This window comes from Nocardia transvalensis, assembly GCF_015477765.1.
GTDB classification, from domain to species: Bacteria; Actinomycetota; Actinomycetes; order Mycobacteriales; family Mycobacteriaceae; genus Nocardia; species Nocardia transvalensis_A.
Map to the genome: position 1 here is coordinate 22,628 of NZ_JADLQQ010000007.1, position 17,889 is coordinate 40,516.

General features: G+C 68.1%; 16 protein-coding genes. 11 read left to right on the forward strand and 5 right to left on the reverse strand.

What is annotated here, in order from left to right; genetic code table 11:
* Positions 1 to 385 precede the first annotated feature (385 nt).
* The gene (locus tag IU452_RS21005; protein ID WP_195110833.1) at positions 386 to 1,393 is read right to left on the reverse strand and encodes a bile acid:sodium symporter family protein; all 1,008 of its coding nucleotides are present in this window, start codon (positions 1,391 to 1,393) and stop codon (positions 386 to 388) included.
* 71 nt (positions 1,394 to 1,464) lie between these two features.
* Here IU452_RS21005 and IU452_RS21010 point away from each other — a divergent pair, with 71 nt between their 5' ends.
* From IU452_RS21010 to tpiA, 9 genes are all read left to right on the forward strand, one after another.
* Positions 1,465 to 2,364: a LysR substrate-binding domain-containing protein gene (locus IU452_RS21010; protein WP_195111265.1), complete on the forward strand. Its 900-nt coding sequence runs from the start codon at positions 1,465 to 1,467 to the stop codon at positions 2,362 to 2,364.
* Positions 2,365 to 2,374: 10 nt separating this feature from the next.
* Positions 2,375 to 4,351, forward strand: a complete 1,977-nt coding sequence (gene uvrC, locus IU452_RS21015) for an excinuclease ABC subunit UvrC (protein ID WP_195110834.1) — start codon at positions 2,375 to 2,377, stop codon at positions 4,349 to 4,351.
* A 106-nt stretch (positions 4,352 to 4,457) separates the two neighbouring features.
* Entirely contained in the window at positions 4,458 to 5,432 is a 975-nt protein-coding gene (rapZ, locus tag IU452_RS21020; RefSeq protein WP_195110835.1) for an RNase adapter RapZ, read from the forward strand.
* The gene (locus IU452_RS21025) at positions 5,429 to 6,475 is read left to right on the forward strand and encodes a gluconeogenesis factor YvcK family protein (RefSeq protein WP_195110836.1); all 1,047 of its coding nucleotides are present in this window, start codon (positions 5,429 to 5,431) and stop codon (positions 6,473 to 6,475) included. The genes rapZ and IU452_RS21025 overlap by 4 nt, the downstream gene beginning before the upstream one ends.
* Positions 6,472 to 7,449 carry a DNA-binding protein WhiA gene (gene whiA / locus IU452_RS21030; protein ID WP_195111266.1) on the forward strand — a complete coding sequence of 326 codons (978 nt, stop codon included), beginning with the start codon at positions 6,472 to 6,474 and terminating at the stop codon, positions 7,447 to 7,449. The genes IU452_RS21025 and whiA overlap by 4 nt, the downstream gene beginning before the upstream one ends.
* A 189-nt stretch (positions 7,450 to 7,638) precedes the next feature.
* Positions 7,639 to 8,127 carry a hypothetical protein gene (locus IU452_RS39560; protein WP_195110837.1) on the forward strand — a complete coding sequence of 163 codons (489 nt, stop codon included), beginning with the start codon at positions 7,639 to 7,641 and terminating at the stop codon, positions 8,125 to 8,127.
* Between the two features lie 200 nt (positions 8,128 to 8,327).
* Positions 8,328 to 9,347, forward strand: a complete 1,020-nt coding sequence (gene gap, locus IU452_RS21040) for a type I glyceraldehyde-3-phosphate dehydrogenase (RefSeq protein ID WP_195110838.1) — start codon at positions 8,328 to 8,330, stop codon at positions 9,345 to 9,347.
* Between the two features lie 5 nt (positions 9,348 to 9,352).
* On the forward strand, positions 9,353 to 10,564 hold the full coding sequence (locus IU452_RS21045; RefSeq protein WP_195110839.1) for a phosphoglycerate kinase: 1,212 nt from the start codon (positions 9,353 to 9,355) through the stop codon (positions 10,562 to 10,564).
* Between the two features lie 3 nt (positions 10,565 to 10,567).
* Positions 10,568 to 11,353, forward strand: coding sequence for a triose-phosphate isomerase (gene tpiA / locus IU452_RS21050; RefSeq protein WP_195110840.1), 786 nt, complete (start codon positions 10,568 to 10,570; stop codon positions 11,351 to 11,353).
* A gap of 130 nt (positions 11,354 to 11,483) precedes the next feature.
* Here the strand turns inward: tpiA and IU452_RS21055 are convergent, their stop codons facing one another.
* Positions 11,484 to 11,642, reverse strand: a complete 159-nt coding sequence (locus IU452_RS21055) for a hypothetical protein (RefSeq protein ID WP_195110841.1) — start codon at positions 11,640 to 11,642, stop codon at positions 11,484 to 11,486.
* Positions 11,639 to 11,866, reverse strand: a complete 228-nt coding sequence (locus IU452_RS21060; protein WP_195110842.1) for a hypothetical protein — start codon at positions 11,864 to 11,866, stop codon at positions 11,639 to 11,641. The genes IU452_RS21055 and IU452_RS21060 overlap by 4 nt, the downstream gene beginning before the upstream one ends.
* 168 nt (positions 11,867 to 12,034) lie before the next feature.
* On the opposite strand from IU452_RS21060, the gene IU452_RS21065 reads away from it, so the two are divergent.
* Positions 12,035 to 13,192 (forward strand): helix-turn-helix domain-containing protein, encoded by a 1,158-nt coding sequence (locus tag IU452_RS21065; protein WP_228818496.1) that lies wholly within the window; start codon positions 12,035 to 12,037, stop codon positions 13,190 to 13,192.
* A gap of 119 nt (positions 13,193 to 13,311) precedes the next feature.
* On the opposite strand, the gene IU452_RS21070 is transcribed toward IU452_RS21065, so the two are convergent.
* A complete protein-coding gene (locus IU452_RS21070; protein WP_195110843.1) occupies positions 13,312 to 14,124 on the reverse strand; it encodes an SAM-dependent methyltransferase in 813 nt (270 codons plus the stop codon).
* Positions 14,125 to 14,217: 93 nt separating this feature from the next.
* Between IU452_RS21070 and IU452_RS21075 the strand changes: the two genes are divergently transcribed.
* Positions 14,218 to 15,396, forward strand: coding sequence for a cytochrome P450 (locus IU452_RS21075; protein WP_195110844.1), 1,179 nt, complete (start codon positions 14,218 to 14,220; stop codon positions 15,394 to 15,396).
* Here IU452_RS21075 and IU452_RS21080 read toward each other — a convergent pair.
* The gene (locus IU452_RS21080; RefSeq protein WP_416382344.1) at positions 15,383 to 17,794 is read right to left on the reverse strand and encodes a thiamine pyrophosphate-dependent enzyme; all 2,412 of its coding nucleotides are present in this window, start codon (positions 17,792 to 17,794) and stop codon (positions 15,383 to 15,385) included. The genes IU452_RS21075 and IU452_RS21080 overlap by 14 nt on opposite strands.
* Positions 17,795 to 17,889: the final 95 nt, after the last annotated feature.

A 17,889-nucleotide genomic window follows, 5' to 3' on the forward strand; every position in this document is an offset into this window, starting at 1 on the left:
CTCACCTTCCCCGCATCGTTCCCCCCAGGACCCTGCACGGCGGCCCTGGGGGCCGCCGTGCAGGGAATGAGATAGTCAACGCGCAGGGAATGAGTGCGCAGGCCCACGGAGGTTGGAAACCCTGCCTCTTGGTCTTCTGGACTGCTTGCCTCTTGGGTTTCCTGGACTGCCGAGCCTCTCGCCTCCCGGCACGGCCGCCCTCTTCAGTCCCTGCACCGTGCCCCCTCTCATTCCCTGCACGGTGCCCCTCTCCTTCCCTGCAGGGTGCCCCCTCTCCTTCCCTGCAGGGTGCCCCCTCTCCTTCCCTGCAGGGTGCCCCCTCTCATTCCCTGCACGGTGCCCCCCTCTCATTCCCTGCGCCGTCCGCGCAGCGGGCGGTGCAGGGTCACGTCCCGGCGGTTACTGCCTGAGCGGCCGGCTCCTCGCGAGTGGCCGCCGCACGCCCCCAACGACCCGCCAGGGCCGCACAGGTGAACAGCTGGATCTGGTGGAAGATCATCAGCGGCAGCACGATCAGGCCCACCGCATGCCCGGCGAATAGGACCGTTGCCATCGGTAGCCCGCTGGCCAGGCTCTTCTTCGAACCGCAGAAGATCACCACGATCCGGTCGGCCCATTCGAAACCGAACAACCGGCTGCCCAGCGCGGTCACGCCCAGCACTACCGCCAGCAATCCCGCGCACACGGCGACCACGGCGACCAGCGACAGCGGCGAGATACCCCGCCAGATGTGCTCGACCATGCCCGCGCTGAATGCCGCGTAGACCACCAGATACACCGAACCCCGATCGACTGTCCGGGTCACCGCCGTATGCCGCAGCAGCCACCGCAGCCGCGAGCGCAGCAGCTGTCCGGCCACGAACGGCAGCAGCAGCTGCACCACGATGGCCAGCACCGCGCCGGGCGAGACCGTCGCGCCACCGGTGGTGTGCATCAGCACCATCACCAGCAGGGGTGTGGCGAACACGCCGATCAGATTCGACAGTGACGCGCTGACCACCGCACCCGCGACATTCCCGCGCGCGATCGAGGTGAATGCGATCGACGACTGCACCGTGGACGGTAGCAGGCACAGATACAGCACGCCGGTGTACAGGTCCTCGGTCAGCACCGACGGCACCAGCAGCCGCAACGCCAGCCCGAGCAGCGGGAACACGACGTAGGTCACCGCGAGCACCGTGGAGTGCAGCCGCCAGTGCCGCAGCCCGGCCACCGCCTCGCGCGGTTCCAGCCGGGCGCCGTAGAGAAAGAACAGCACCCCGATCGCGATCGTGGTGGCGTGGTCCAGCACATCGGCGGCGCTACCGCGCGCGGGCAGCAGCGCCGCCAGCAGCACGCTCGCGAGGATGCCGAGCATGAAGGCGTCGATGCGGAGCTTGGCTAGGAACTTCACGAGCAAACGGTAGGCCCGCGACTACTGATCGCAAAAGACGTTGGAAGAGATATCTCTGAACGCGTATCGTGATAGCCGTGTTCGACCCGGACTTGCTGCGCACCTTTCTCGCCGTCGAGCGGGCCGGTGGTTTCACCGCCGCGGGCCGCATCCTGGGCCTGCGGCAATCCACGGTGAGCGGGCATATCGCGCGGTTGGAACAAGCGGCCGGGCGGGCGCTGTTCCGCCGCGACACCCGCAATCTCGCCCTCACCGCCGACGGGGCGGCCATGGTCGGCTTCGCCCGCGCCATCCTCGACGCGCAGGCCCGGGCCGAGCGCTACTTCTCCGACTCGCGGCTGACGGGCCTGATCCGGCTGGGCGCCTCCGACGACGTGATGGCCCGGGAATTGCCGGATGTGCTGCTGGAGTTCCAGCGCACCCATCCCGGCGTGGATCTGGAGCTGACCGTCGGGCTCAGCGAGACCCTCAAGACCCGGATGGAGGCCGGGGAGCTGGACCTGATGGTCGGCAAGCGGCTGCCCGGCGAGCAACACGGTGAACTGCTGTGGCGGGACCGGCTGGTGTGGGCGGGGCGTTCGGGCGCAACGGGTTTCGACGATCCGGTGCCGCTGGTGACCTTCCCGCCGCCGAGCCTCACCCGCCACGTCGCGCTGCGGGCGCTCGAACGCGAGGGGCGGACCTGGCGGATCGCCTGCGTCAGCGACAGTCAGCTGGGCCTGCGGGCCGCGGTGCTGGCCGGTCTCGGCGTGATCGTGCATGCCGAAAGTCTGCTTCCGCCAGGGCTTTTCCCGGTCGAGGACGCGCGGCTGCCGGAGCTGGGGGAGCTGGAGTTCGTGCTGCTGCGCCGCCGCAGCACGCTCTCGGAACCGGAGCGGGCGCTGTGCGAGGCGATCACCGCCGGCGCCGGCCGATTGCGCGCCGCCGCTCCCGTCGGCCGGTCGGCCACACCTGTCGGTGCAGGTCGTTAACCTGGTTGCCGTGGCAGATCCCGCGACCTACCGGCCCGCCCCGGGCACCATCCCCGTCGAACCCGGCGTCTACAAGTTCCGGGACGCGCACGGGCGGGTCATCTACGTCGGCAAGGCGAAGAGCCTGCGCAGCCGGCTGAACTCCTACTTCGCCGACGTCGCCTCGCTGCACCCGCGCACCCGCCAGATGGTCACCTCGGCCGCCAGTGTCGAATGGACCGTGGTGACCACCGAGGTGGAAGCCCTTCAGCTGGAATACAACTGGATCAAGGAATTCGATCCGCGGTTCAATGTCCGCTACCGCGACGACAAGACCTATCCGATGCTCGCGGTGAGCATGAACGAGGAGTATCCGCGGGTATTCGTCTACCGGGGCGCGCGCAAGAAGGGGGTGCGCTACTTCGGCCCCTACGCGCACGCCTGGGCCATCCGCGAGACGGTGGATCTGCTGCTGCGGGTGTTTCCGGTGCGCACCTGTTCGAACGGGGTCTTCAAGCGGCATCAGCAGATCGGGCGGCCGTGTCTGCTCGGCTACATCGATAAGTGTTCGGCGCCCTGTATCGGCCGGGTGAGTGCCGAGGAGCACCGCCGCATCGCCGAGGACTTCTGCGATTTTCTCTCCGGTAAGACCGACCGGATGGTGCGCGAGCTGGAACGCCGAATGCAGGCCGCCGCAGCGGAATTGGATTTCGAGACCGCCGCCCGGCTGCGCGACGACGTGCAGGCGCTCAAGCGCGCGCTGGAGAAGCAGGCGGTGGTGCTGGGCACCGGCACCGACGCCGATGTGATCGCCTTCGCCACCGACGAACTCGAGGCGGCCGTGCAGATCTTCCACGTCCGCGACGGCCGGGTGCGCGGTCAGCGCGGCTGGGTGGTCGACAAGTCCGGCGACGCCGTCGACGACGTGGAAGCCGGGGGCGAGATGCCCGCTCTGGTCGAGCAGTTCCTCACCCAGTTCTACGGCGAGCAGGCCGCCTTCGCCGAAGACGCCGACGCCGAGACTCCGGCGACGGTGGTCCCGCGCGAGGTGCTGGTGCCCTCGCTGCCCGGCGATCCGGAGCAGATCCAGCGCTGGCTGTCGGAACTGCGCGGCTCGTCGGTGCAGCTGCGGGTGCCCCAGCGCGGCGACAAGAAGGCGCTGATGGAGACCGTGCAGCGCAATGCCGGCGAGGCCCTGGCCCAGCACAAGCTCAAGCGGGCCGGGGATCTGACCGCGAGATCGGCGGCGCTGCAAGGCATTCAGGACGCCCTGGATCTGGACAGTGCCCCGCTGCGCATCGAATGCGTCGACATCAGCCATGTGCAGGGCACCGATGTGGTGGCCTCGCTGGTGGTGTTCGAGGACGGGCTGGCGCGCAAATCCGAATACCGGCACTACACCATCAAGGAGGCCGCGGGCGAGGGCCGCTCCGACGACGTCGCCAGCATCGCCGAGGTGACGCGGCGGCGGTTCTACCGGCTGCGAAAGGATCTGGAGGCCTTCGCGGAGGAGGACGGCGACAATCCGACGCCGGGTATCGACCCCAAGACCGGCAAGCCGCGCAAATTCTCCTACCCGCCCAACCTGTTCGTCGTCGACGGCGGCGCGCCGCAGGTGAATGCCGCCGCCGAGGTGCTCGACGAACTGGGCATCACCGATGTCGCGGTGATCGGCCTGGCCAAGCGGCTGGAGGAGGTGTGGGTGCCGGGCGAACCCGATCCGGTCATCATGCCGCGCAACAGCGAATCGCTGTATCTGCTGCAGCGGGTCCGCGACGAGGCGCACAGGTTCGCCATCACCTTCCACCGCAGCAAGCGCTCTCGCCGGATGACCGCCTCCGCGCTGGACTCGGTGCGTGGCCTCGGCGAGTCGCGCCGCACCGCGCTGGTTACCCACTTCGGGTCGGTGGCGCGGCTGAAGGAGGCTACGGTAGAGGAGATCACGGAGGTGCCGGGCATCGGGGTGGCGACCGCAAAGGCGGTGCTCGCGGCCCTCAACGGTGAATGAACGGCGAACCATCACGTCTCGGTTTCGCCGGTAGCGTGTGCCCGTCATCGGGCCACCGCACAGGGCAGGATGATCGAATGACAGGCAGAGACGGATCCGGACGGACATGACCAGCGTCGAATCGAACAGCAGCGCGGTGGACCCGCAGTCGCCGACCTCGCTGCCGGAACCAGGCAGTGGCAACGGCAGCGGTAACGGCGAGGGCCGGCCGATCGAGGTGGTCATCGTGACCGGACTGTCCGGAGCCGGTCGCGGCACCGCGGCCCGCGTGCTCGAGGACCTCGGCTGGTACGTTGCCGACAATCTACCGCCGGAACTGATCGGCCGGCTGGTGGAGCTGGGAGCGGCGGCCAACCCGCCCATCCGCAAATTCGCCCTGGTGATGGATGTGCGCAGCCGCTTCTTCACCGGCGACCTGTCCGGCGTCACCGAGCAGCTGCGCGCGGGCGGGGTGCGCACCCGGGTGCTGTTCCTCGAGGCCTCCGACGACGTGCTGATTCGCCGCTTCGGATTCGCTCGCCGACGCCACCCGTTACAGAGCGAGAGCGCCGACGGTACGCTGTCGGCCGGTATCACTGCGGAGCGACATCGGCTGGCGACTGTGAAGACCGCCGCCGATCTGGTCATCGACACCACCGCGCTGTCGGTACACCAGTTGCACCGCAAGCTCGAAGAGGCCTACGGCGCCGGTGTGCCCACCGCACTGCAGGTCACCATCCAATCGTTCGGTTTCAAGTACGGAGTACCGCTGGACGCCGACATGGTGTTTGATTTGCGTTTCCTACCCAATCCCCATTGGGTTCCGGAGCTACGCGAGCACACCGGGCAGGATGCGGTGGTCGGCGAGTATGTATTGTCCCGGCCCGGCGCCGAGGACTACCTGCGGACCTGCCGCCACCTGATCGATCTGACGACCAACGGGTACCGCCAAGAGGGGAAGCGATACATGACCGTGGCAGTGGGCTGCACGGGCGGTAAGCACCGCAGTGTGGCGATAGCGGAGGCGCTGGGCGAGTTGCTCGGCGAGTCCGAGCACGACGATGTCGTGCGCGTGGTGCACCGAGACCTGGGGCGGGAATGACAGAAGCCGAAACAACGCCCGCGATCGTTGCGCTGGGCGGGGGTCACGGGCTGTATGCGACCCTGTCCGCGGCGCGGTTGCTCACCCGTGCCATCACCGCGGTGGTGACCGTCGCCGACGACGGCGGTTCCTCGGGACGGTTGCGCGCGGAACTGGGCATGCTCCCGCCGGGTGATCTGCGCATGGCGCTGGCGGCGCTGGCCGACGACACCGACGGGTTGTGGGCGCGCACGGTCCAGCACCGCTTCGGCGGCACCGGTGCGCTGGCGGGGCATTCGGTCGGCAACCTGATTCTGGCGGGCTTGACAGAAGTGCTCGGCGATCCGGTCGCCGCCCTCGACGAGGCCGGCAAGATTCTCGGCATCACCGGCCGGGTGCTCCCGATGTCCCCGACCGCGCTGACCATCGAGGCCGATGTGTCGGGCCTGGAGGCGGACCCGCGGGTCAGCCGCTGCATCCGCGGTCAGGTGGCCGTCGCGACCACGCCCGGTAAGGTGCGCCGGGTGCGGCTGATCCCGCAGGATCCCCCGGCCAGCCCGGAGGCGACCGCGGCCATCGAACACGCCGACCTGGTGGTTCTGGGGCCGGGTTCCTGGTTCACCAGCGTGATTCCCCACGTGCTGGTGCCCGGTCTGCACGAGGCCCTGGTCCACACGCGTGCCCGAAAAGTGCTGGTACTCAACCTGGCCGCCGAGCCCGGTGAGACGGCCGGATTCTCCGCCGAGCGGCACCTGCATGTATTGTCCCAGCACGCACCGGATTTCGCGGTCGACGACGTGGTGGTGGATTCCGGGTCCGTACCGGAGGGTAGGGAACGCGAACATGTGGCAAGAGCTGCCGAACAGCTGCGTGCGCGAGTAACCTTCGCTGATGTCGCCGAGGCGGGGACGGACCGGCACCACCCTGGAAAGCTAGCCGCCGCACTGGATCAGGTGATCCGGCAACCTCGGCCGGAATTGGCAGGGCTTCGAGTCGAAGGACGGCACCGTGGCCAGCAGGTGCGGTCCGCGTTGGGTGGAAAGGAGCGGGTCTCGTGGCGATGACAGCCGAGGTGAAGGACGAGCTGAGCCGTCTGTCCGTCTCGCAGGTGAGTTCACGCAAGGCGGAGCTGTCGGCGCTACTCCGGTTCGCCGGCGGCCTGCACATCGTCGGCGGGCGCGTGATCGTCGAGGCCGAGGTCGATATGGGCTCGATCGCGCGGCGGCTGCGCCGGGAGATCTTCGAGCTGTACGGCTACGGCTCGGACGTGCACGTGCTCGGCGCCGGTGGATTGCGCAAGACCTCCCGGTATGTCGTGCGGGTGTCGAAGGAAGGCGAGGCGCTGGCGCGCCAGACCGGCCTGCTGGATGTGCGCGGCCGCCCGGTGCGCGGCCTGCCCGCCCAGGTGGTCGGCGGCAGCATCGCCGACGCCGAAGCCGCTTGGCGTGGAGCATTTCTCGCACACGGGTCGCTCACCGAGCCCGGTCGTTCCTCGGCGCTCGAGGTGAGCTGCCCGGGACCGGAGGCCGCGCTCGCCCTGGTCGGTGCGGCCCGGCGCATGGGCATCTCGGCCAAGGCCCGCGAGGTACGCGGCACCGACCGCGTGGTGGTGCGCGACGGCGAGGCCATCGGCGCGCTGCTCACCCGGATGGGCGCCCAGGACACGCGGTTGACGTGGGAGGAGCGGCGCATGCGCCGCGAGGTCCGCGCCACCGCCAACCGGCTGGCCAACTTCGACGACGCCAACCTGCGCCGCTCGGCACGGGCCGCGGTCGCCGCGGCCGCGCGCGTGGAGCGCGCGCTGGAGATCCTCGGCGACGACGTGCCCGACCACTTGGCCGCCGCGGGCAAGCTGCGCGTGCAGCATCGCCAGGCCTCCCTCGAGGAACTGGGCCAGCTGGCCGATCCGCCGATGACCAAGGACGCGGTGGCGGGCCGCATCCGCCGCCTGCTGTCGATGGCCGACCGCCGCGCCAAGGAACTCGGCATTCCCGATACCGAATCCGCGGTGACGGCCGAACTTCTCGAGGACGCCTGACAGTAATCGCCCGGTGACCGTCGTCGCGTCTACTCCCTTGTGCGGCGGCGGTTTTCGAGTAGAAGTACTCGTTGTTCACAAGCTTCGAATTGATCCACAGGCACCCCTTCGTGCGGCCTCGGCGTAACCCTCGATCCGGTAGGGTCGCAAGCCTGATCACAAGGTACGGACGCACAAGGGGGAGAGACGATGACGACATTGGCTCAGCTGGAGGCAAGGGTGGCCGCGCTGGAAGCAAATCAGGCCGAAGGCCTGGCGACACTCGCCGCCGTGCATGCGCTCGGCGCGAAGGTCGATGCCCATCATGAAGAGAACCGGCAGCGGTTCGAGGCGCACGGCGAACGCTTCGACGCGCACGACCAACGGTTCGACGCGCACGACCAACGGTTCGACGCGCTCGAGGCGAAGGTCGACGCGCATGACGGACGCTTCGACGCGCTGGAGCGCAAAGCCGACATCCAACGAGAGCTGACCAATGCGCTGGGCCTACAGTTGGCCGAGCACATTCAGCAGTCCGACGCCACCCACGCCCGTCTGGAAGCCGGCCAGACTCGCCTGGAAGGGAAGTTCGAAGCACTACGGGGCGAGGTCCGGGAGTTCTTCCGCTCGACAGAGGAGAGCATCGCGGAGCTGAAGGACATCGTGGTGAGAGCGCTCGATCGCAAGGCCGGCCAGTGAGTTCGGCCGTCCGGGGTAGGTGACCACCCCTCGGCCCGCCTGCCCTGCGGGCCGAGTCGGTCATTCCGCCCAGCAGCGGGCCGGAATGGCGGTCAGCGGCACGATCGCTTGTGAGCAGGGGCATGTCTGTGCCATCACAGGCGGGCATTAGGGTGGACGTGCAACGGAACGAATCCGCTTGAAAGCTGAGGAGCGATAACGTGACTGTCCGGGTAGGCATCAACGGCTTCGGCCGCATCGGGCGTAACTTCTTCAGGGCGGTCGAGGCGCAGAAGGCGCTCGGCACCACGGATATCGAAATTGTCGCGGTCAACGACCTCACCGACAACGCCACGCTGGCCACGCTGCTCAAGTACGACTCCATCCTCGGCCGGCTGCCGCAGGACGTCTCGCTCGACGGCGACGACACCATCGTGGTGGGCGACCAGCGGATCAAGGCGCTGGCCATCAAGGAGGGCCCGTCGGCGCTGCCGTGGGGCGACCTGGGCGTCGACGTGGTCGTCGAGTCGACCGGCATCTTCACCGACGCCGCCAAGGCCAAGGGCCACCTGGCCGCCGGCGCCAAGAAGGTGATCATCTCCGCGCCCGCCAAGGACGAGGACATCACCATCGTCATGGGCGTCAACGACGACAAGTACGACGGCAGCCAGAACATCATCTCCAACGCCTCGTGCACCACGAACTGCCTCGGCCCGCTGGCCAAGGTGCTCAACGATGAGTTCGGCATCGTCAAGGGCCTGATGACCACCACCCACGCCTACACTCAGGACCAGAACCTGCAGGACGGTCCGCACAAGGATCTGCGCCGCGCCCGCGCCGCCGCCCTGAACATCGTGCCGACCAGCACCGGCGCTGCCAAGGCGATCGGCCTGGTGCTGCCCGAGCTGAACGGCAAGCTCGACGGCTACTCGCTGCGTGTCCCGGTCCCGACCGGTTCGATCACCGACCTGACCGCGCAGCTGAACAAGAAGGCCTCGATCGAGGAGGTCAACGCCGCATTCAAGGCCGCCGCCGAGGGCGCGCTGAAGGGCATCCTGAAGTACAACACCGACCCGATCGTGTCCAGCGATATCGTCACCGACCCGCACTCCTGCATCTTCGATGCGCCGATCACCAAGGTCATCGACGATCAGGTGAAGGTCTTCGGCTGGTACGACAACGAGTGGGGCTACTCCAACCGCCTCGCCGACCTGGTCGGCCTCGTCGGCAAGTCGCTGTAAGCGCCATGTCGGTCAAGACACTCCAGGATCTGCTGAACGAGGGTGTCGAGGGTCGGGGCGTGCTGGTGCGCTCCGACCTGAACGTGCCTCTCGACAACGGTGTCATCACCGATCCGGGCCGCATCATCGCCTCGGTCCCGACCATCAAGGCGCTGGCCGAGGCCGGTGCCAAGGTGATCGTCACCGCCCACCTGGGCCGCCCGAAGGGCGAGCCCGACCCGAAGCTGTCGCTGGCCCCGGTCGCGGCGAAGCTGTCGGAGGAACTGGGCCGCAATGTGCAGCTGGCCGGTGACGTGGTCGGCCAGGATGCGCTGGCGCGCTCGGAGGGCCTCACCGACGGTGACGTGCTGCTGCTCGAGAACATCCGCTTCGATCCCCGCGAGACCAGCAAGGACGACGCCGAGCGCGGCAAGCTGGCCCGCGCCCTGGTCGAATTGGTCGGCGACGACGGCGCTTTCGTCTCCGACGGCTTCGGCGTGGTGCACCGCAAGCAGGCCTCGGTCTACGACGTGGCCAAGCTGCTGCCGCACTATGCGGGCGGACTGGTCGCCGCCGAGGTCGACGTGCTGCGCAAGCTGACGAGCGAGCCGGAGCGGCCGTACGCGGTCGTGCTGGGCGGCTCGAAGGTCTCCGACAAGCTCGCGGTCATCGAGGCGCTGGCCCCCAAGGTCGACACCCTGGTGATCGGCGGCGGCATGTGCTTCACCTTCCTTGCGGCACAGGGCCTTTCGGTGGGCTCCTCGCTGCTGCAGGAGGAGATGATCGACACCTGCCGCAAGCTGCTCGACACCTACGCCGATGTCATCCACCTGCCGCGCGACATCGTGGTGGCCGACAAGTTCGCCGCCGACGCCGAGTCGAAGGTGGTGCCCGCCAACGAGATTCCCGAGGGCTGGATGGGCCTGGACGTCGGTCCGGAGTCGGTGGACCGGTTCGGCGCGCTGCTCACCGAGGCGAAGACGGTCTTCTGGAACGGCCCGATGGGCGTGTTCGAGTTCGAGAAGTTCGCCGCGGGTACCCGCGGCGTCGCCGAGGCGATCGTCAAGGCCACCGAGAAGGGCGCGTTCAGCGTGGTCGGCGGCGGCGATTCGGCCGCGGCCGTGCGTACGCTGGGTCTGCCCGAGAACGGTTTCTCGCATATCTCCACCGGCGGCGGTGCGTCGCTGGAATATCTGGAGGGCAAGGAACTTCCCGGCATCGCGGTACTGGAGGACTGATCGATGGCACGTAAGCCCCTGATCGCGGGCAACTGGAAGATGAACCTCAATCACCTCGAGGCCATCGCTCTGGTGCAGAAGATCGCGTTCGCCCTGCCGGACAAGTACTTCGACAAGGTCGACGTCGCGGTCATTCCGCCGTTCACCGACATTCGCAGCGTGCAGACGCTGATCGAGGGTGATCGGCTGCTGATCACCTATGGCGCGCAGGATGTGTCGGTGCACGATGCGGGCGCCTACACCGGCGAGATCAGCGCCACGATGCTGGCCAAGCTGGGGTGCAGCTTCGTCGTGGTGGGTCACTCGGAGCGGCGGCAGTACCACACCGAGGACGACGCCATCGTGCTGGCCAAGACCAAGCAGGTGCTGAAGAACGGGATGACCCCGATCGTCTGCATCGGCGAGAATCTGAACATCCGCGAGGCGCAGACCCATGTGGCCTACAACCTCGAGCAGCTGCGCGGTTCGCTGAAAGGCCTGACGGCGGAAGAGATTTCGAAGGTGGTCATCGCCTACGAGCCGGTGTGGGCCATCGGCACCGGCCGGGTCGCGACTCCCTCGGACGCGCAGGAGGTGTGCGGCGCCATCCGCGCCGAACTCGCCGAACTGGCCAACCCGGAGGTGGCGGCGAGCGTACGGGTGCTCTACGGCGGTTCGGTCAACGCCAAGAACGTCGGCGAACTGATCGCCCAGACCGACATCGACGGCGCCTTGGTCGGCGGCGCATCGCTCAAGGGCGACGAATTCGCCACCCTCTCGGCCATCGCCGCAGGCGGCCCGCTGCCCTGACCCGCCACGTTGCTGGAAATAAGAACGGCCCGATATCGCCTTCGCGGTATCGGGCCGTTCTCTGCCGCCCCTTCCGCCACTCCACCAGTGGCGTGCGCGGGGCGGATGAGGCCGTACGGCTTGCCCGAATTCATTGCCTTGGCCCTTCGTCCTCGACGCGCTGCCGAATAGCCTTTACGGACTTGCCTTTTGGGATGCGGGTCGGCCAGCACAAGATTGTCGCGTAGACGATCGCGCACACCGCGAGGGTCGCGAGCAACCACACGACGAACGTCACCACGTCACTCATCGATTGTTCTCCCATGCCCGCAGACACCAGATCGGCCACGGCGGAGAGTGCTCGTCATCGTCGAGGGTTTCGATTTCCACCTCGTAGTGCGGGTTCCACAGCCGTAATGCTCTCAGGAATCGCACAAATACATCCGGCGGTGCGGTGTAGACGATCGTCGGGTGTTGCGCCCCGGCATCGACGTGCACCAACAGCTGCGGAAGCTGACCATTCGCCTTATCCATCGCGCAGCCTTCCCGGTCGCTGGAAGGACGCTCGACGCCGAGGGTATGACCGGAATCGGGTCTCATTCGGTCCATTCGTCCCGGCGTCGAGGCCCACCAACAGCGTTGCCCGAGCCGGGTTCCAGGCAATACACATTCGCGTCCGCAGTCGTCCACAACCGTCCTACGATGACCGGTATGGACCAGGCGGGGCCCGGCACAAGCCAATCGGCGGAACTTGGCGCGCGCCTCCGCGCTGCCCGGGAGGCAGTAGGCGTCAGCCTGTCCGCGCTTGCCGCCCGGACCCATTTCAGCAAGAGTCTTCTTGGCCAACTGGAGACCGGACAGCGGCTGATACACCCCGAGCACATCAGCGCCTACTCCAAGGCGCTCGGTGTGAGTGTCTACACGCTGACCGCGCCTCCAACCGACCCGATTCGGATCGCTCACGAATGGCTCGTAGCGGATTCCCCTGCAGCGGCGCACCGTACCGCCGGACGTCGAGTCGGCCACAGCTTGGCAGACGAACTCGAGCAGCGCATCATCGAGCTGCGGCACCTCGATGACTCGATTGGCGGACGTGATCTGTTCCCGCTGGTACATCGGGAGCTGACCGACACACGCGCGGTCGTCCAGGAAGCTAGCTATGCCGCGCCTGTGGGCCGGAGACTGCTGACTTTGGTCGGCGAACTTGCCCAGCTCGCCGGATGGGTCGCCTCCGACGCTGGACGCTACGCCGAAGCTCAGCGCATATACCTCGACGGCGTATCGGCCGCCGATGACGCCGGAAGCCCGACGCTGGCCGGGCAGCTGTTCTCATCGCTGGCCTACCAGATGGCCAATATAGGCAATCCCACCGACGCCGCACTACTGGCCCGCTCGGCGGTGGCTGGAGCAACCGACGCTACGCCGGTCGCCCGTGCCCTGCTGCTCGAACGGGTTGCCTGGTCCAACGCGCGCGCCCGCGACCATGAAGCCACCCGACGCGCCCTCGACGCTGTGGACGACGCATACGAAGATCGACTACCCGATGTCGCAGAGCCGCATTGGACGTACTGGCTGAACCGCGACGAAATCGACGTAATGGCCGGACGCTGTTTCGTAGAACTCGGCGACGGCCTGCGAGCCGAACCACTGCTGTCCCGCCCGATTGATCACTACCCAGCCGACCACGCCCGGGAGGTAGCCCTGTACCAGACATGGCTCGCGGAGGCATACGCACGAGGCGGCAACATCGACGCCGCCCGCTCAACCATCCAGCGAGCACACCGCGCCGCCGACAATGTGAACTCCTCGCGGCTCGACCGCCGCGTCAGCGTTGTCGAGCGAGTCCTCGAATCGGCCTGATCCGGCGACGCCGGAACACCGAACGGCCGGCGTTTCATGGTTGGAACGCAGACCGCTCTGCGTCACCTACACCGTCATTCCGTGTGCTTTTGGCCGGAATGACAGGGGAGACTTGTGGTTCAGGGGATCCGTGCCACCGCGCCGAGCATCGACACCGCCTCGGGCCGTGGATGCGCACGCCACCCTTCCGGCCGCCACGTCATGATCGAGCCGATCCCCGGCTGTACCAGGTCCAGGCCCTCGAAGAATTGGGTGAACTCCGCGGTGGACCGCAGCTGGAACGGGATGCCGCTGCGCTTGTTGGCCGCCTCGCTCTCGGCGATGTCCTCGGGGGTGAGGTGGTCGCTGGTGGCGTGGCTCATCACCAGGTAGCTGCCCGACGGCAGCGCTCGGCACAGCTCTCGGACCAGATCGTAGGGGCGGTCCTCATCGGTGATGAAATGCATGACCGCGACCAGCATCAACGCCACCGGGCGGGTGAGGTCGAGGGTGGCGAGCAGATCCGGGTGGGTGAGGATGGCCTGTGGATCGCGCACGTCGGCCTCGAGGAAGGCGGTCCTACCCTCCGGCGCGCTGTTCAGCAGGGCGCGGGCGTGCACCGCCACGATCGGGTCGTTGTCCACGTAGACGATGCGCGACTCGGGGGCGATGTCCTGCGCGATCTCGTGCACATTGCCCGCGGTCGGCAACCCCGCGCCGATGTCGAGGTACTGCCGGATACCGGCCTCGGCGGTCAGGAAGCTCACCACCCGCCGCAGGAAGGCCCGGTTCTCCAGCGCCGAGAACTGCACGCTGGGGAACGCCTCGGCGACCATCTCCGCCGATTCCCGATCGGCCTCGAAATTATCCTTCCCGCCCAGCCAGTAGTCGTACCGGCGGGCCGGGTGCGGTTTGCTCACGTCGATCCCGGGTGGTGCCCATTCGGATTCCACTGCGCCCTCTTTCCTCTCGACTACTGTGATCTTGTCAGGTCGATTTTGCGAACCGGGTAGCGACACCGCCACCGCGCATGGAAGGCTCGGTCAATGCAATTGCACTACAGCCCATACGATTTCGACGTTCACAACGATCCGTACCCCTACTACGCCCGGCTGCGCGAACAGGCCCCGGTCTTCCGCAACGAGACCGACGATTTCTGGGCCCTGTCGCGCCACGCCGACGTGCTGGCGGCGTTGCGCGATTCGGACCGTTTCTCCAGCGTGAACGGCCTGCGGATGGAGCCGGCGTTCTGGGGGCCGCAAGCCGAGCGGTTCTTCTCCTTCGTGGCCATGGATCCGCCCAAGCACACCCGCATGCGCGGGCTGGTCACGCGGGCGTTCACCAATCGCCGGGTGCAGTCGCTGGAGCCGCGGGTGCGGGAGATCGCGCGCGGGTTGCTGGAGCCGCTGGTCGAGCGCGGCTCGTTCGATCTGATGAGCGAGTTCGCCGGACCGTTCCCGACCCATGTGATCTCCGAGCTGGTGGGGGTGCCCGAAGCCGACCGGGACATGGTCCTGAAGCTCGGCATGGAGATCATGTACACCGACGAGCAGTCTACCGATCTTCGTCCGGAGGCCATGCAGGCCATCGGGGCTCTGGTCGGCTACTACACCGAGCTGACCATCGAACGCAGTAAGCAGCGCCGCGACGATCTGCTCTCGGGTCTGCTGGACGCCGCCGACGGCGACGACCGGCTCACCCCCGAGGAGATCGTCGGCGTGCTGATCCTGCTGGTGGGCGCCGGTATCGAGACCGCCATGCTGACGCTGGGCAACCTCTGGCACGCCGGATGGGAACATCCGGATCAGCGGCGGCAGGCCTTCGACGGCCGCCTCGACGACTTCATCGCCGAGGGTATGCGCTACGACCCGGCGACCCAGTCCAATCTGCGCACCACCACCGAGGAGATCGAACTGCACGGCGTGCGCATCCCGGCCGGATCCCGGATGCTGCTGATCACCGGTTCGGCCAACCGCGACCCGGAGGTGTTCGAGAACCCGGACACCTTCGACCTCGACCGCGACACCAGCGCCTCCCTGGTCTTCGGCAGCGGCCGCCACCACTGCCTCGGCTCGCATCTGGGCCTGCTGGAGCTGCGAGTCGCGCTGCAGGAGATCACCTCCCGCATCGCCGACTACGCCATCGACCCGGCCGGTATCCGCCGCATCCACGCCTCCAACAACCGCGGCTTCGCCACCCTCCCTACCACCGTCACCGCCCGCTGAGTCCGACCGTCGGTTCGGCCTCGGCCGAGCCGACGAGCTTCTCGGCGGCCGCCTCGATGGCCGTCTCGTCCAGCAGGACCGCGGCGGTGGCGGGTCCGAGGGGGACGAAGCTGTCGGCGCTGGTGACGCGCGCGATGGGGCCGGTGAAGCCGCCGTCGAGCAGCGTGGCACACACCGATTCGGAGACGCCGCCGCTGCGGCGGGTTTCGTCGGCGATCAGGACGCGGCCGCTGGCGTGGGCGTGGTGCAGCAGGTCGTCGACGGGGAGCGGGGACAGCCAGCGCAGGTCCAGGACGCGGGCGTGGATCCCGCGCTCGGCGAGGCGGCGCGCCGCGCGCAGGCTCATGCGTACGCCGTTGGCGAAGGTGACGATGGTGAGGTCGCCGCCCTCGCCATAGGCACGGGCGCGGCCGATGTCGACCGGATCGCCGGAGACCGCGGCCAGCCAGCCGTCGTCGCCGTCGTCGTGCAGGTCCCGGGTGTGGTAGAGCGCGATCGGTTCCAGGTACACGCACACCCGCCCGTCCACGCGGGCCGCCGAGACGCAGGTGCGCAGCATGGCGGCGGCATCGTCGGCGCGGGCGGGGGAGGCAACCACCACGCCGGGGATGTCCCGCAGGGCGGCGACGGAGTCGTCGTTGTGGAAGTGGCCGCCGAAGCCCTTCTGGTATGCGTAGCCCGCGATGCGCACCACCATCGGATTGCGGTACTGCCCGGACGAGAAGAACTGCAGGGTCGCGGCCTCGCCGCGAATCTGGTCCAGCGCATTGTGCACGTAGGCCAGGTACTGGATCTCCGGGATCGGCACGAAGCCCGTCAGCCCCGCGCCCAGCGCCGTGCCGAGCAGGCTCTGCTCGTCGAGCAGCGTGTCGAAGACCCGCCGGGTGCCGAAGGTCTTCTGCAGGCCCTTGGTCACCCCGTACACACCGCCCTTGCGCCCGACGTCCTCGCCGAACACCAGAATGTCGTCGTCGCGGGCCAACAACTCGGCCAGCGTCTGATTGACCGCCTGGGCGAGAGTCACCGGAACGCGGCGGTGTCCAGTGGACGCGGTCTGCGGTTGTCGCGAATCGTGCTGTTCGGCAGGAACTTCCGCCACCCGAGGCACGGCGTCGCGAGAGGCGTCGACCGAATCACCCGCCGCCGCAACCGAACTGCCTGCGCGCACGGCCGCGACCATCCCGGGCTCGGTGCCGTCCGGCCTTGCCGGATCGTCCGCAGGGGCCGAGGGACCGGTCGTGAGCGCCTCGGTGCGCAGCGCGTCCGCCCGAATCCGGGCCGGATGATGGGCGGCCAGTGATGCCGTAACCGCCTCGGGTGTGGTCAGTTTCGGTTCGTCCACCACCTTGGCGGCGGCCTCGGCGACCTGCGCGGCTATGGCGTCGTAGCGCGCGATCACCTCGTCCGGCTCGGCGACGCCGGTGGTGACCAGCAGCCGCCCCGTCGCCGCCACCGGGTCTCGCCGCAGATCGTCGGCGATGTCGGCGGCGCGGCGGTAGGCGGATTCGACATCGGAGCCCGCATGCCCCAGCAACCGCACGGTCCGCAATCGCAGAAATGCGGGACGGCGGTTCTCCCGCACCCACTGGGCCGCCTCGGCCGATACCGCAAGGGCCTGCAGCAGATCGGATCCGTCGGCACTGAAATACCGCAGTCCGGGACGGGATCCGTAGGCGAACTCGATCCAATTCGGGGGAGTGGGCACGCTGATCCCGATCCCGTTGTCCTCGCACACGAACAGCACCGGCATCGCGACCTTCTGGTGTGCGGTATGGATCGCCGCATTGATCGCGCCCACCGCGGTCGAATGGTTGGCCGACGCGTCGCCGAAGGTGCACAGCACCACCGCATCCGAGGGCCACTCGGCGGTGCGACCCAGCCGCTTGGCCCGATCCAGCGCGAACGCCAGCCCCACCGCGCGCGGCAGATGTGAGGCGATGGTGGAGGTCTGCGGAATCACCGCGGCCGCTTGTGAGCCGAAAACCTTGTGCCGCCCACCGGATATCGGGTCCGACGCCGCCGCGACCACGCCGAGCAGCACGTCGCGGATCGGATCCAGCCCGCCCACCCGGCGGCAGCGCTGCACGAAGAACGCGCCCGAACGATAGTGCAGCAGAGCCGGATCGGTGGTGCGCAGCGCGGCCGCCAGCACCGCATTGCCCTCGTGCCCGGAGGAACCGATGCTGTAGTAGCCCCGCCCCGCGGCGGTGAGCCGGCGCGCCGCGAAGTCCAGCTGGCGACTGGTCACCTGAGCGTCGAACAACTCCAGACACGTCGCACCGGTATGAGCGCTACCCGCCTGCACGGGTTCGGTCGGGCTGCGGCGGGCTCCCGGCGTCGCCCCTGCAACCGCCTCACGAAACCGCCGATCCAGTTCTACTTCTCGTTCGTTGATCACATCTCCAATAATGTTGCGTCACAGCCCCCGATGGGCCGAAATTTCTCCAGCATCTTCCAAATTCCCCTCAACGTGGCCTTCTCCATGTTCCGGCG

Bases quoted from the DNA above. Each gene is read 5' to 3' on its own strand.
- IU452_RS21025 (WP_195110836.1), top strand. From the start codon at position 5,429: ATGACAGAAGCCGAAACAACGCCCGCGATCGTTGCGCTGGGCGGGGGT.
- IU452_RS21065 (WP_228818496.1), top strand. From the start codon at position 12,035: ATGACCGGTATGGACCAGGCGGGGCCCGGCACAAGCCAATCGGCGGAA.
- IU452_RS21075 (WP_195110844.1), top strand. From the start codon at position 14,218: ATGCAATTGCACTACAGCCCATACGATTTCGACGTTCACAACGATCCG.
- IU452_RS21045 (WP_195110839.1), top strand. From the start codon at position 9,353: ATGTCGGTCAAGACACTCCAGGATCTGCTGAACGAGGGTGTCGAGGGT.
- rapZ (WP_195110835.1), top strand. From the start codon at position 4,458: ATGACCAGCGTCGAATCGAACAGCAGCGCGGTGGACCCGCAGTCGCCG.
- IU452_RS39560 (WP_195110837.1), top strand. From the start codon at position 7,639: ATGACGACATTGGCTCAGCTGGAGGCAAGGGTGGCCGCGCTGGAAGCA.
- IU452_RS21060 (WP_195110842.1), bottom strand. From the start codon at position 11,866: ATGGATAAGGCGAATGGTCAGCTTCCGCAGCTGTTGGTGCACGTCGAT.
- whiA (WP_195111266.1), top strand. From the start codon at position 6,472: ATGACAGCCGAGGTGAAGGACGAGCTGAGCCGTCTGTCCGTCTCGCAG.
- tpiA (WP_195110840.1), top strand. From the start codon at position 10,568: ATGGCACGTAAGCCCCTGATCGCGGGCAACTGGAAGATGAACCTCAAT.
- IU452_RS21055 (WP_195110841.1), bottom strand. From the start codon at position 11,642: ATGAGTGACGTGGTGACGTTCGTCGTGTGGTTGCTCGCGACCCTCGCG.